This is a genomic window from Kitasatospora sp. NPDC004531, assembly GCF_053602195.1.
Genome location: NZ_JBSGDD010000003.1, coordinates 15,289 through 29,517, shown reverse-complemented (window position 1 = coordinate 29,517; position 14,229 = coordinate 15,289). Strand labels below are relative to the sequence as shown.

Below are 14,229 nucleotides of genomic sequence, written 5' to 3'. Positions count from 1 at the left end.
GCAGTGCCACGCTCGGTCGCGACCACAGGACGGAGCGTTCGCCGAGCGGGGCGAACGGCCGTCCGTCGAACGGGAGTCGAGGAGGTGCGCGGTGCTGCGGATCGGGAATGCCTCGGGGTTCTACGGGGACAGGTTCGGCGCGTTCCGGGAGATGCTGACCGGCGGCCCGCTGGACGTCCTCACCGGCGACTACCTGGCCGAGCTGACCATGCTGATCCTGGCCCGCGACCGGCTGCGCGACCCGCGCCTCGGCTACGCGCGGACGTTCCTGCGGCAGGCCGAGGACTGCCTCGCGGAGGCGATCGACCGCGGCGTGCGGATCGTCGTCAACGCGGGCGGCCTCAACCCGGCCCGGCTCGCGGAGGCACTCGGCGAACTCGCCGACCGGCACGGCGTCCGGGCCCGCATCGGCCACGTCGGCGGCGACGAACTGCTGCCCCGCGCCGCCGAGTTCGGCTGGACGGGCGACGACCCGCACCGCCCGCTGCTGGCCGCCAACGCCTACCTGGGCGCGTTCGGCATCGCCGAGTGCCTGCGGGCCGGCGCGGACGTGGTGGTCACCGGGCGGGTCACCGACGCCGCGCTGGTGGCGGGGCCGGGCATCGCGCACTACGGATGGACCCCCGCCGACCTGGACGCCCTGGCCGGCGCGGTGGTGGCCGGACACGTGCTGGAGTGCGGCGCGCAGGCCACCGGCGGCAACTACGCGTTCTTCGCCGAACACGGGCAGCACCTCGACCACCCCGGCTTCCCGCTCGCCGAACTGCACGCCGACGGCAGCAGCGTGATCACCAAGCACCCGGGCACCGGCGGCGCGGTGACCGTGGAGACCGTCACCGCCCAACTCCTGTACGAGACAGGCGGACCGCGCTACCTCGGCCCCGACGTCACCGCCCGCCTGGACACCGTGACGCTCACCCCGGACGGGCCCGACCGGGTGCGGATCGACGGAGTGCGCGGCGAGAGCCCGCCGGCCACCCTCAAGGTCGGCCTGAACCGGCTCGGCGGCTACCGCAACGAGCTGGTGTTCGTCCTCACCGGACTCGACATCGAGGCCAAAGCGGCCCTCGTGCAACGGCAGTTGACGCGTGCGCTGACCGACCCGCCCGCCGAGCTCCGCTGGACGCTCGCCCGCACCGACCACCCCGACGCCGACACCGAGGAACGCGCCAGCGCCCTGCTGCGCCTCACCGCCCGCGACCCGCAGGAGGCCAAGGTCGGACGCGCCCTCACCGCCGCCGCCGTCGAACTCGGCCTGGCCGGCTACCCGGGCTTCCACCTGACCGCGCCGCCCGCCCCGGCCGCACCCTACGGGGTGTTCGAGGCAAGGGAGTTGGACGCCAAAGAGGTCGAGCACCTCGCGCACCTGCCCGGCGGCGCACGCGTCACCGTCCCCGCCGAGCCCCGGCAGGGCGTCCAACTCCCTTCGGAGCAGCTGCAGTTGCCGCCGCCGCCCGAAGCGGGCCCGACCCGCCGCGCCCCGCTCGGACGGGTGGCCGGCGCCCGCAGCGGCGACAAGGGCGGCGACGCCAACCTCGGCGTGTGGGCCCGCAGCGACGCCGGCTGGCGCTGGCTCGCGCACACCCTCACCACCGAAAGGCTCCGCGAACTCCTCCCGGAGACCGCGCAGTTGACCATCGAGCGGCACCTGCTCCCGAACCTGCGCGCGGTGAACTTCACCGTCCGCGGACTGCTCGGCGAAGGAGTCGCCGCCCAGGCCCGGTTCGACCCGCAGGCCAAAGCACTGGGGGAGTGGCTGCGCTCCCGGCACCTCGACATCCCGGAGGCACTGCTGTGACCGTACTGCCCACCCGGCTGGACACCGGCGCGGCCGGGTACACCGCCCACCGCGCCGCCATGCTGGAGAAGCTCGCCGCCCTCGACGCCGAGCATGCCAAGGCGCTGGCCGGCGGCGGCCCCACCTACGTGGAGCGGCACCGCGGTCGGGGCAAACTCCTGGCCCGCGAACGGATCGAGCTGCTGATCGACCAGGACTCGCCGTTCCTGGAGCTGTCGCCGCTGGCCGCCTGGGGCAGCGACCACCCGGTCGGCGCGTCGCTGGTCACCGGCATCGGCGTGATCGAGGGCACCGAGTGCGTGATCACCGCCAACGACCCCACCGTGCGCGGCGGTTCGTCCAACCCGTGGACGCTGCGCAAGGCCCTGCGGGCCAACGAGATCGCGCTGCGCAACCGCCTCCCGCTGGTCAACCTGGTGGAGTCCGGCGGCGCCGACCTGCCCAGCCAGAAGGAGATCTTCATCCCGGGCGGCGCGCTGTTCCGCGACCTCACCCGGCTCTCCGCCGCCGGCATCCCCACCGTGGCCGTGGTGTTCGGCAACTCCACGGCGGGCGGCGCGTACGTGCCCGGCATGTCCGACCACGTCATCATGGTCAAGGAACGCGCCAAGGTCTTCCTCGGCGGCCCGCCGCTGGTCAAGATGGCCACCGGCGAGGAGGCCGACGACGAGTCCCTCGGCGGCGCCGAGATGCACGCCCGCACCTCCGGCCTGGCCGACCAGCTCGCCCTCGACGAACCCGACGCGCTGCGCCTGGCCCGCCGCGCCGTCCACCGGCTGCACTGGCGCAAGTCCGGCCCCCCGCGGGCCGGTCGCGGCGAGCCGCCGAAGTACCCGGAGGACGAGCTGCTGGGCATCGTCCCCGGCGACCTGAAAGCGCCGTTCGACCCGCGCGAGGTGATCGCCCGGATCGTCGACGGCTCCGACTTCGACGAGTTCAAGCCGCTGTACGGCAGCAGCCTGGCCACCGGCTGGGCCACCGTCCACGGCCACCCGGTCGGCATCCTGGCCAACGCGCAGGGCGTGCTGTTCAGCCAGGAGTCGCAGAAGGCCGCCCAGTTCATCCAACTCGCCAACCAGCGCGACCGGCCGCTGCTGTTCCTGCACAACACCACCGGCTACATGGTCGGCCGGGACTACGAGCAGGGCGGCATCATCAAACACGGCGCGATGATGATCAACGCGGTGTCGAACAGCACCGTCCCGCACATCTCCGTCCTGATGGGCGCCTCCTACGGCGCCGGGCACTACGGCATGTGCGGACGCGCCTACGACCCGCGCTTCCTGTTCGCCTGGCCCAGCGCCAAGTCCGCCGTGATGGGGCCGCAGCAACTCGCCGGCGTGCTCTCGATCGTGGCCCGCCAGTCCGCCGTCGCCAAGGGCCGGCCCTACGACGAGGACGCCGACGCCGCCCTCCGCGCCATGGTCGAGCAGCAGATCGAATCCGAGTCGCTGCCCGCGTTCCTCTCCGGCCGGCTCTACGACGACGGGGTGATCGACCCGCGCGACACCCGGACCGTGCTCGGCATCTGCCTCTCCGCGATCCACAGCGGACCGGTCGAGGGCGCCCGCGGCTTCGGCGTCTTCCGCATGTAGGCCACCAACCTCCCCTCCAGGAAAGAGAACTGACGGATGATCACCTCCCTGCTGGTGGCCAACCGCGGCGAGATCGCCCGCCGGATCCTCCGCACCTGCCGCACCCTCGGCATCGCCACCGTCGCCGTGTACGCCGACCCGGACGCCGACGCCCGCCACGTCCAGGAGGCCGACACCGCCGTCCGGCTGCCCGGCGCCGCGCCCGCCGACACCTACCTGCGCGCCGACCTGCTGATCCGCGCCGCCCTCGACGCGGGCGCCGACGCCGTCCACCCCGGCTACGGATTCCTCTCCGAGAACGCCGACTTCGCCCGCGCCGTGCAGGACGCCGGACTGACCTGGATCGGCCCGCCGCCCGCCGCGATCGCCGCCATGGGCTCCAAGACCGCCGCCAAACGCCTGATGGCCGCCGCCGGCGTCCCCGTGCTCACCGTCGGCCCCTCACCCACCGAGGCCGACCTGCCGCTGCTGGTCAAGGCCGCGGCCGGCGGCGGCGGACGCGGCATGCGGGTGGTGCGCACCCTCGCCGAACTGCCCGACGCGCTGGCCGCCGCCCGCGCCGAGGCCGCGTCCGCGTTCGGCGACGACGAGGTGTTCTGCGAGCCCTACCTGCCCACCGGCCGCCACCTGGAGGTCCAGCTGCTCGCCGACGCGCACGGCACCGTGTGGGCCGTCGGCGACCGCGACTGCTCACTGCAGCGCCGCCACCAGAAGGTGATCGAAGAAGCCCCCGCGCCCGGCCTCGACCCCGACCTGCGCACCCGCCTGCACGCCGCCGCCACCGCCGCCGCCCGCGCCATCGGCTACCGCGGCGCCGGCACCGCCGAATTCCTGCTCGCCCCCGACGGCCGGCTCGCCTTCCTGGAGATGAACACCCGCCTCCAGGTCGAACACCCCGTCACCGAAGCCGTCACCGGCCTCGACCTGGTCGCCCTCCAACTCGCCGTCGCCGAAGGCGAGAAGCTCCCCGCCGCCCCGCCCCCCGCGCAGGGCTGCGCCATCGAGGCCCGGCTGTACGCCGAGGACCCGGCCCGCGACTGGCAGCCCGCCACCGGCACCGTCCACCTGCTCGAAGTCCCCGGCGTGGACGTCGAGTTCGGCCCCCACCCGGCCCCCGCCGGGCTGCGCCTGGACGCCGGCATCGGCACCAGCACCGGCGAGGAGCGCGCCGACCGGATCACCGTCCACTACGACGCCATGCTCGCCAAGGTGATCGCCTGGGCCCCCACCCGCGGCGCCGCCGCCCGCCGCCTCGCCGACGCCCTCGCCCGCACCCGCCTGCACGGCCCCGCCACCAACCGCGAGCTGCTGGTCCGCGCACTGCGCCACCCCGCCTTCCTGGACGGCGCCGTGCACACCGCCTTCCTCACCGAACACGCCGACCAACTCCTCGGCCAGGACGGCAAGTCCGCCCCCCTGGCCGCCCTCGCCGCCGCCCTCGCCGACGCCGCCGCACACGCCTGGCCGGTCGCCCCGTCCGGCTGGCGCAACCTGCCCTCCCAGCCGCAGCACAAGCGCTACCGCGCCGCCGACGGCACCGAACTCGACGTCCGCTACCGGCTCACCCGCGACGGGCTGCGCGCCGAGGACCACCCCGAGGTCCAACTCCTCGGCAGCACACCGGAGTCGGTCGACCTCGCGGTCGGCCGACTGCGCCGCCGCTACCGGATCGCCCGGCACGGCGACCAGGTCCACGTGGACGCCCCGACCGAGCACCACACCCTCACCGTGCTCGACCGGTTCCCGGACCCCGCAGGCCAGTTGGCCCCCGGCACGCTGCTCGCCCCGATGCCCGGCACGGTCGTGCGGATCGCCGCCGAAGCCGGCCGGCCCGTCACCGCCGGCCAGCCGCTGCTCTGGCTGGAGGCGATGAAGATGGAACACCAGGTCACCGCCCCCGCCGACGGCACCCTCGCCGAACTCCCCGTCACGGTGGGCCAACAGGTCGAGACCGGCACCGTGCTCGCCGTGGTCACCGCCCCCTGACACACCTACCGCCCCCAGCCCGGAAGGACCCACGATGTCCGCACCGCGCCACTCCGTCCTGCCCGCCTCCCCGCTGATCGAGTCCGAGGACCGGCGCGCGCTGCGCGAAGCCGTCGCCGCACTCGGCCGCCGCTACGGCCGCGCGTACTTCCAGCGCAAGGCCCGCGAGCACCGCCCCGTCGAGGAACTCTGGTCCGAGGCCGCCACGTTGGGCTACCTCGGCGTCAACCTGCCCGCCGAGTACGGCGGCGGAGGTGCCGGAATCAGCGAACTGGCCATCGTGCTGGAGGAGTTGGGCGCATCCGGCTGCCCGCTGCTGATGCTGATCGTGTCGCCCGCGATCTGCGGCACCGTGATCGCCCGGTTCGGCACCGAGGAGCAGAAGCGGCACTGGCTGCCCGGCCTCGCCGACGGCAGCAAGGTGATGGCCTTCGGCATCACCGAACCCGACGCCGGCTCCAACTCGCACCGGATCGGCACCGTCGCCCGGCGCGACGGCCAGGACTGGCTGCTCAGCGGCCGCAAGGTGTTCGTCTCCGGCATCGACCACGCCGACGCCGTGCTGTTCGTCGGCCGCACCGAGGACGCCCGGACCGGCAGGCTCAAGCCCGCCCTGTTCGTCGTCCCGCGCGACACCCCCGGCTTCGAGTACCGCCCCATCCCGATGGAACTCACCGCCCCGGAACAGCAGTTCCAGGTCTTCCTGGACGACGTCCGGCTGCCCGCCGACGCCCTGGTCGGCGACGAGGACGCCGGGCTGCTGCAACTGTTCGCCGGCCTCAACCCCGAACGCATCATGACCGCCGCCTTCACCCTCGGCATCGCCCGCTACGCCCTCGACACCGCCGTCGGCTACGCCCGCACCCGCACCGTCTGGGACCAGCCGATCGGCGCCCACCAGGGCATCGCCCACCCGCTCGCCCAGTGCGCCATCGAGGTCGAACTCGCTCGCCTGATGACCCAGAAGGCCGCCCACCTCTACGACGCGGGCGACGACCTGGGCGCCGGAGAGGCCGCCAACATGGCCAAGTACGCCGCCGGCGAGGCCTCCTGCCGCGCCGTCGACCAGGCCGTGCAGACCCTCGGCGGCAACGGCCTCACCCAGGAGTACGGCCTCGCCGCCCTGATCACCGCCACCCGGGTCGGCCGGGTCGCCCCGGTCAGCCGCGAGATGATCCTCAACTACGTTGCCCAGCACACCCTCGGCCTGCCCCGGTCCTACTGACGCCACCTCAGGAGCGCGGGCGGTGCGTACCGCACACGGACGGATCACCGGACCGGACGGCTACGCTCCCGCCATGACGATCATGCACACGTCCGACGAGCACACCGACGCCGGCCTCGCCCGCCGGGCCGCCGAGGCCGGCGCCGCCGCCGTCCGCGCCCACGCCTGGGCCACCGCCGAGAAGCACCACAAGGGCGGCGGCGACTTCGCCACCGCCGCCGACCTGGCCGCCGAGGCCGCCATCCTCGACCTGCTGCGCGCCGCCCGCCCCGACGACGCGTTCACCGGCGAGGAGAGCGGCCGCACCGGCGCCGCCGACGCCGACCGGCGGTGGCTGATCGACCCGCTCTGCGGCACCCTCAACTACGCCGTCGGCACCCACCTGGTGGCCGTCAACGTGGCCCTGCGCGCACCCGGCCGGACGCTCGCCGCCGCCACCGCCGACCCGTACACGGGGGAGACCTACTGGACCGACGGCGAGCGGGCGTACCTGCGCCACGACGGGCAGGACACCCCGCTGGCGCCCAGCGCGCACTCCGCCCTGGTCGACCTCAACCTCGACCCGCCGTACCCGAACGCCGCCGCGTTCCGCGCCGCACGCCTGCTCACCGACCCCGACTTCGAATCCGCGTTCCGCCCCCGGGTGGTCTCCAGCACGCTGGCCGTCGCCTGGGTCGCCGCCGGCCGGCGCGCCGCCTACCTCACCGACGGCCACCTCGCCGACAGCGTCCACTTCGCGGCCGGCCTCGCGCTGTGCGAGGCGGCCGGCTGCACCGTCACCGACCTGCGCGGCAAGCCCCCGCACAGCGGCGAGGGCGGCCTGCTGGCCGCCGCCGACGCCGAGACCCACGCCCGGCTGCTCGACCTGGTCCACCGCCAGTACCGGGAGGCCGACCGCCGCGCGACCCCGTAAGCCCGCCACGCGCCCTGCCTGCGCCCCTCCCGTCCCCGGCAGCCTGGGCCCGCACCGCCGCGCAGCACCGAGCAGCAGCATCCAGCAGCACCCCCCGCACGCACCGAGCAGCACCCGCCGCCACCCCGACCGCCGAGCCCGCCCCGGAGGCCCGCATGGTGTTCCACAGCGACTACCCGACCGTCGCCCCGCTCGACCGGCCCATCCACGACGCCGTCCTCGGCGACTGCGCCACCGGCGAGCACGCCGACCGGCCCGCCCTGGTCGACGCGCTCACCGGACGGACCGTCAGCTACCGCGAACTCGACGCGGGCAGCCGCCGGATCTCCGCCGGCCTGGCCGCCGCGGGCATCGGCAAGGGCGAGGTGGTGGCGCTGTTCAGCCCGAACACCGTGGCCTACCCGCTGGCGTTCTACGGCACCACCCGCACCGGCGCCACCGTCACCCCCGTCAGCTCGCTGGCCACCGCCGCCGAACTCGCCGGCCAGCTGCGCGACTCCGGGGCCCGCTGGATCATCACCATCGCCGCCTTCCTGCCCGTCGCCCTGGAAGCCGCCGCCGAGCACCCCGTCGCCGAGATCTTCGTCTGCGACGGCGCCGACGGCCACCGCTCGCTCGCCGACCTGGCCGCCGTCGACGCCCCCGAACCGGAGCCCGCGTTCGACCCGGCCACCGACCTCGCCGTGCTGCCGTACTCCAGCGGCACCACCGGCCTGCCCAAGGGCGTGATGCTCACCCACCGCTCGGTCTCCACCAACCTCGCCCAGGTCGACGCGCTGCTGAAGACCACCCCCGGCGAACGCATCCTCGCCGTCCTGCCCTTCTTCCACATCTACGGCCTGACCGCCCTGCTCAACCGCCCGCTGCGGGCCCGCGCCACCGTCGTCGTGCTGCCCCGCTTCGACCTGGAGCAGTTCCTCGCCGCCATCCAGGAACACCGCATCGAAGCCGTCTACGTGGCCCCGCCGATCGCCCTCGCCCTCGCCAAGCACCCGCTGGTGGACCGCTACGACCTGTCCTCCGTCCGCTACGTGCTCAGCGCCGCCGCCCCGCTGGACGCCGGACTCGCCGCCGCCTGCGCCCGCCGCCTGGGCCTGCCGCACCTGCTCCAGGGCTACGGCATGACCGAGCTCTCCCCGGTCACCCACGTCGTCCCGCCGCACGAGCCCCACCCGCCGGTCGGCACCGTCGGCCGCCTCGTCCCCGGCACCGAACTGCGGGTGCTGTCCTTCGACGAGCCGCGCCGCGACCTCGGCCCCGGCGAGGACGGCGAACTGCTCTTCCGCGGACCGCAGGTGATGAAGGGCTACTTCGGTCGCGACTCCGACACCGCCGCCACCGTCGACGCCGACGGCTGGCTGCACACCGGCGACGTCGGCCACGTCGACGCGGACGGCTACCTGTACGTCGTCGACCGGGTCAAGGAACTCATCAAGTACAAGGGCTACCAGGTCGCCCCGGCCGAACTCGAAGCCCTGCTGCTCACCCACCCGGCCATCACCGACGCCGCCGTCATCGGCGTCACCGACGCCGAGGGCACCGAACGCCCCAAGGCGTACGTGGTGCGCGCGTTCGGCTGCGAACTCGCCGAGCAGGAGGTCGTCGAGTACGTGGCCCGCCGGGTCGCCCCGTACAAGAAGGTGCGCGAGGTGGAGTTCGTGGACGCCGTGCCGAAGTCCGCCAGCGGCAAGATCCTCCGCCGCGAACTGCGCGAGCGCGCCGCGCGCGGGTAGCCGTCTGGGAGGATCGGGACAGCCGAGAAGCCCCGCCGAGCAGGAGCCGCCGATGACGACCAGCACCCCCGCCGCCCGCACCCCCCAGCAGGACCGCAGCCGCGCCACCCGCCGCCGCCTGCTGGAGGCGGCGGTGGAGTGCCTGGCCGACGTCGGCTGGAACGGCTCCACCGTCGCCGTGGTCGCCGAGCGGGCCGGCGTCACCCGCGGCGCCGCCCAGCACCACTTCCGCACCCGCGAGGACCTGTTCACCGCCGCCGTCGAACACGTCGCCGCCGAGCGGCTGGCCGCCGTCCTGGAGCACGTGCGGGAGCTGCCGCCGCCCGGCCCGGAACGCACCGAGGCGGTGGTCGAGATGATCGTCCGGCTGTACACCGGCCCGCTGTTCCGGGCCGCCCTGCACCTGTGGGTGGCCGCCGCCACCGAGCAGCAGCTGCGGGCGCGGATCGTCAGCCTGGAGAACCACGTCGGCCGCGAGGCGCACCGGGCCGCCGTCGAATGCCTGGGCGCCGACGAGGGCGCCGCCGGCGTCCGGGAGACCGTCCAGGCGACGCTGGACCTCGCCCGCGGCCTCGGCCTGGCCAACCTGCTCACCGACGACGCGCCGCGCCGGGCCGGCATCGTCCGCCAGTGGTCGCGCCTGCTGGACGCCGCGCTCGCCGACCGCAACCCCCCGGCAGCGCCCTGACCGGCGGCGACCACCGGCAGATCACCGCTTCCCCCTTGCCCCGAAAGGCCCCGATCAAGGAGACTTCGACCTTCGGTCACGTCGCCCGCACGACCACCAGTCGCAGGCGTGCGACAGGCCGTGCAGTCTGGTGGAAGCCGGAAGGACCGGCGGAGCCGGGGAAGGTAGCCGGGCAGGTGGCCAACTGAGCACGCACGGGTTCGAACAGACGCCCGGCCGCGACGCGGCGGACGCCGCTTCCGCACGCCTGGCCGGGCACCGCCTGGTCCCGCTGGCCACCGCGCTGGTCCAGGACGACGGACGCATCCTGCACTGGAGCGAGGAGGCGGAGGCCCTCACCGGCTGGTCCGCCCGCGAGGCGCTCGGCACGCACCCCGTCCGGCTGCTGCTCGCCGACGAGGGGGCGGACGCCGGCGAGAAGCTCTTCGGCAAACTGCTCGCCGGCCACGGCTGGTCCGGCACCCACCGGGTCCGCCGTCGCGACGGCTCCAGCGTCGAACTGGAGTTCCACACCTATCCGATCGCCGGACCCGACGGCCGCACCCTGCTGCTGGCCACCGCCTCCGACGTGCACGCCCTGCACGAGGTGGAGTCCGACCTGGCGGTCTTCGACGGCTTCTTCCACCAGTCGCCGATCGGCCTCGCCGTCTACGACACCGACCTGCGCTTCGTCCGCCTGAACGAGGCGCTCGCCCGGATCAACGGCCTCACCGTCGAACAGCACCTCGGCCGGCGGATCACCGCCGTGCTGCCCGGCATCAACGCCGCCGAGGTCGAAGCCGTCATGCGGCAGGTGCTGGCCACCGGAAAGCCCGTCATAGACGCCCGCTCGCACGGCCGCGTCCCCGCCGACCCGCGCCGCGACCGGGCCTGGTCGGCGTCCTACTTCCGGCTGGAGGACTCCACCGGCCGGGTGCTCGGCATCTCGTCCTCGATCATCGACGTCACCGAGCGCTTCCGGGCCGAGGCCCGCGCCGCCCGCGCCCAGGAGCGCCTGACCCTGCTGGCCGCCGCCGGCGCCCGCATCGGCACCACCCTCGACCTGCAGCGCACCGCCGAGGAACTGGTCGAGGCGGTCGTCCCCCGGTTCGCCGACTTCGCCACCGTGGACCTGCTGGAGCCCGTGGTGCGCGGCGAGGAACCCGCCCCCATCCAGCCCGGCAAGGCCGTCCAGGTCCGCGCGCTGGCCGTCGGCGAGGCCTACGGCAGCAGCCTGACCGGCGCCGCCGACCAGGTCGGCGGCACCGCCGAGTACGGCCCCGACCGCACCTACACCCAGTGCCTGCGCAGCGGCCGGGCGCTGTTCAAACCGCAGGTCGACGAGGACGTGCTGCGCGGCATCGTCCCCAGCGAGGACCGGGTTGCGCCCGGCCTCGCCGCCGGCATCCACTCCTACCTGCTGCTGCCGCTGGTCGCCCGCGGCATGGTGCTCGGCGGCGCCGAGTTCATCCGCACCCGCAACCCCGAGCCGTTCGGCGCCGCCGACCTCTCCCTCGCCGAGGAGCTCGTCGCCCGCGCCGCCCTCGCCATCGACAACGCCCGCCTGTACCGGCGCGAACGCGAGACCGCCCTCACCCTGCAGCGCAGCCTGCTGCCGCAGGAGATCCACCGCACCCTGGGCCTGGAGATCGCCCACCGCTACCTGCCCTCCAGCGTGGTCAGCGAGGTCGGCGGCGACTGGTTCGACGTCGTCCCGCTGTCCTGCGGACGCGTCGCCCTGGTGGTCGGCGACGTGATGGGCCACGGCATCCGCGCCGCCGCCACGATGGGTCAACTCCGTACCGTCGCACGGACGTTGGCGACACTCGACCTGTCGCCGGAACAGGTCCTCGGCCGCCTCGACGAGACCGCCTCGGCGATCGGCGACGGCCAGTTCGCCACCTGCGTGTGCGCCGTCTACGACCCCGTCGACCGCAGCGTGGTGATCGCCTCCGCCGGCCACCTCCCGCCCGTCCGGGTCGACCCCGACGGCTCCGCCGAGGTGATGCACCTGCCGCCCGGCGTCCCGCTCGGCATCGGCGGCGGCGCGTTCGAATCCACCGAGTTCACGCTGCCCCCCGGCTCCACCTTCGCGCTCTACACCGACGGCCTGGTCGAACGCCGCGGCCGCGACATCGACGAGGGCATCGACCTGCTGGCCCGCACCCTCGCCACCCCCGGCCGCACCCTGGAGGAGAGCTGCGACGCCGCACTCTCCGCCCTGGTCACCGACGGCACCGAGGACGACATCGCGATGATCATGGCCCGGGCGCTGCCGGTGCCCGCCGACCGCATCGCCACCCTCGACCTGCCCACCGAAGGCCCGCTGCCCTCCCGCGCCCGCCGCTTCACCCGCACCACCCTGGAAGCCTGGGGCCTGGGCACCCTGACCGACTACGCCGAACTCGTCGTCAGCGAACTCGTCACCAACGCCCTGCTGCACGCCGACGCCCCCCGCCGCCTGCGCCTGTTCCGCGACCGCACCCTGACCCTCGAAGTCTCCGACGCCGGCGGCCAACCGCCCCGGCTGCGCAGCTCCGCCGAGGAGGACGAGGGCGGCCGCGGCATCCACCTGGTCAGCGAACTCGCCCACCGCTGGGGCACCCGCCCCACCCGGAACGGCAAGGTCGTCTGGGCCGAGATCGAACTGCCGTACCGCTCCGGCTGACACCCGCCCGCCGCAGCCCGCCCGTCCTGACCGCCCGCCCCTGACAGGCCGCCCCCGACCGGCCGTCAGCTCCGGCGCGCCGCCCGTCCGCCACCGTCCGCGCCGCCCAGACTGGACGCCGGACGGAAGGACACCCACATGGCCCAGCGCATCACCGCCGGCGACCCGACCACCGAGGTGCGCCGCTGGCAGGCCCTCGCCGTGTGCCTGGTGGCCGGCTTCATGACGCTGCTCGACGTGTCGATCGTCAACGTCGCGCTGCCGTCCGTCCGGGCCGGCCTGCACATGTCCGAGGCCGGGCTGCAATGGGTGCTGTCCGGCTACTCGCTGGCGTTCGGCCTGGTCCTGGTCCCCGCCGGGCGGCTCGGCGACGCCGTCGGCCGCCGCCCCGTCTTCCTCACCGGCCTCGCCCTGTTCACCGCCACCAGCGCGCTGGCCGGCGCCGCCCGGTCGGAGGAGTGGCTGGTGATCGCCCGCCTGCTGCAGGGCATGTCCGGCGGCCTGCTCGTCCCGCAGGTCTCCGGCTTCATCCAGCAGCTCTTCCGCGGCGGCGAACGCGCCCGCGCGTTCGGCCTGCTCGGCACCACCATCGGCTTCTCCACCGCCGTCGGCCCGCTGCTCGGCGGCCTGCTGATCGCCGCGTTCGGCGCCGAGGAGGGCTGGCGCTGGGTGTTCTACGTCAACCTCCCCATCGGCGTCGCCGCCCTCCCCTTCGCCCACCGCCTGCTGCCCGCCCCCACCCCCGACACCTGCGCCCGCCGCGACTTCGACCCGGTCGGCGTGCTGCTGCTCGGCACCGGCACCGTCCTGCTGCTGCTCCCGCTGGTCCAGGCCCAGTGGCACGACCCCCGCAAGTGGCTGCTGCTGGCCGGCTCCGCGGTGGCGCTGGCCGTCTTCGCCCTGTGGGAGCGCCGGTACGCGCGCCACCGCGAACCCCTGGTCCACCCCGAGCTGTTCCGCACCCGCTCCTTCACCGCCGGGTCGCTGGTCTCGCTGCTGTACTTCGCCGGATTCACCGCCGTGTTCTTCGTCTTCACGCTGTACCTGCAGTCCGGCCGGGGCTACAGCGCGCTGTACGCGGGCCTCGCCATCACCCCCTTCGCGCTCGCCTCCGCCGTCGCCTCCACCGTCGGCGGACGCGTCGTGGTCCGCTACGGCCGCCACCTGATCGCCTTCGGCCTCGCCACCGTCGCCGTCGGCCTGGGCCTCGCCGCCCTCGCCGTCCACCTCTTCAACGGCCCCCTGGTCGGCTGGGCCACCGCCCTGCCCCTGCTGCTCGCCGGCGCGGGCAGCGGTTTGGTGGTCTCCCCGAACCAGGCCCTCACCCTGAACGAAGTCCCCGTCGCCCGGGCCGGCAGCGCCGGCGGCGTCCTCCAGACCGCGCAGCGGATCGGCTCCGCGGCCGGCATCGCCACCGTCGGAGCCACCTTCTTCGGCCACCTGCACACGCCCGCCGACTATCCGGGCGCCTTCCAGCTCAGCCTCGCGGTGGTGATCGGCTTCGTGCTGCTCGCGCTCATGGCTGCGCTGCGGCCCTGACGAAGGGGAGCGCACAGACCGGGGGCGCGTGAGGGTACCCCCAGCGAAGCGAGGGGGCGGACCTGTGCGAAGGGGAACGCATCACGTCCGCAAGATCGCGACGCA

Annotated in this window: 9 protein-coding genes; all 9 read left to right on the top strand. The window is 74.6% G+C overall.

Annotated elements, in window-relative coordinates:
* Positions 1-91: 91 nt before the first annotated feature.
* The 9 genes from ACWEMJ_RS02320 (at position 92) to ACWEMJ_RS02280 (ending at position 14,124) form a co-directional block, all read left to right on the top strand.
* Positions 92-1,798 carry an acyclic terpene utilization AtuA family protein gene (locus ACWEMJ_RS02320; protein ID WP_452135034.1) on the top strand — a complete coding sequence of 569 codons (1,707 nt, stop codon included), beginning with the start codon at positions 92-94 and terminating at the stop codon, positions 1,796-1,798.
* Complete coding sequence (locus tag ACWEMJ_RS02315) at positions 1,795-3,393, top strand: acyl-CoA carboxylase subunit beta (RefSeq protein WP_452135033.1); 1,599 nt, start codon at positions 1,795-1,797, stop codon at positions 3,391-3,393. Before ACWEMJ_RS02320 ends, ACWEMJ_RS02315 begins: the two co-directional genes overlap by 4 nt.
* A gap of 36 nt (positions 3,394-3,429) precedes the next feature.
* The gene (locus tag ACWEMJ_RS02310; RefSeq protein ID WP_452135032.1) at positions 3,430-5,379 is read left to right on the top strand and encodes an acetyl/propionyl/methylcrotonyl-CoA carboxylase subunit alpha; all 1,950 of its coding nucleotides are present in this window, start codon (positions 3,430-3,432) and stop codon (positions 5,377-5,379) included.
* A 34-nt stretch (positions 5,380-5,413) separates the two neighbouring features.
* On the top strand, positions 5,414-6,604 hold the full coding sequence (locus tag ACWEMJ_RS02305) for an acyl-CoA dehydrogenase family protein (protein ID WP_452135031.1): 1,191 nt from the start codon (positions 5,414-5,416) through the stop codon (positions 6,602-6,604).
* Between the two features lie 82 nt (positions 6,605-6,686).
* A complete protein-coding gene (locus ACWEMJ_RS02300) occupies positions 6,687-7,517 on the top strand; it encodes an inositol monophosphatase family protein (protein ID WP_452135169.1) in 831 nt (276 codons plus the stop codon).
* 155 nt (positions 7,518-7,672) lie between these two features.
* Positions 7,673-9,250 carry an AMP-binding protein gene (locus tag ACWEMJ_RS02295; RefSeq protein ID WP_452135030.1) on the top strand — a complete coding sequence of 526 codons (1,578 nt, stop codon included), beginning with the start codon at positions 7,673-7,675 and terminating at the stop codon, positions 9,248-9,250.
* A 52-nt stretch (positions 9,251-9,302) separates the two neighbouring features.
* Positions 9,303-9,938, top strand: coding sequence for a TetR/AcrR family transcriptional regulator (locus tag ACWEMJ_RS02290; RefSeq protein WP_452135029.1), 636 nt, complete (start codon positions 9,303-9,305; stop codon positions 9,936-9,938).
* A 130-nt stretch (positions 9,939-10,068) separates the two neighbouring features.
* Entirely contained in the window at positions 10,069-12,585 is a 2,517-nt protein-coding gene (locus tag ACWEMJ_RS02285; RefSeq protein WP_452135028.1) for a SpoIIE family protein phosphatase, read from the top strand.
* Positions 12,586-12,723: 138 nt separating this feature from the next.
* On the top strand, positions 12,724-14,124 hold the full coding sequence (locus tag ACWEMJ_RS02280) for an MFS transporter (protein ID WP_452135027.1): 1,401 nt from the start codon (positions 12,724-12,726) through the stop codon (positions 14,122-14,124).
* Positions 14,125-14,229: the final 105 nt, after the last annotated feature.

What these genes read in the sequence shown, in the direction of transcription:
- ACWEMJ_RS02295 (WP_452135030.1), top strand. Translation starts at nt 7,673, where the DNA reads ATGGTGTTCCACAGCGACTACCCGACCGTCGCCCCGCTCGACCGGCCC.
- ACWEMJ_RS02310 (WP_452135032.1), top strand. Translation starts at nt 3,430, where the DNA reads ATGATCACCTCCCTGCTGGTGGCCAACCGCGGCGAGATCGCCCGCCGG.
- ACWEMJ_RS02305 (WP_452135031.1), top strand. Translation starts at nt 5,414, where the DNA reads ATGTCCGCACCGCGCCACTCCGTCCTGCCCGCCTCCCCGCTGATCGAG.
- ACWEMJ_RS02280 (WP_452135027.1), top strand. Translation starts at nt 12,724, where the DNA reads ATGGCCCAGCGCATCACCGCCGGCGACCCGACCACCGAGGTGCGCCGC.
- ACWEMJ_RS02290 (WP_452135029.1), top strand. Translation starts at nt 9,303, where the DNA reads ATGACGACCAGCACCCCCGCCGCCCGCACCCCCCAGCAGGACCGCAGC.
- ACWEMJ_RS02300 (WP_452135169.1), top strand. Translation starts at nt 6,687, where the DNA reads ATGCACACGTCCGACGAGCACACCGACGCCGGCCTCGCCCGCCGGGCC.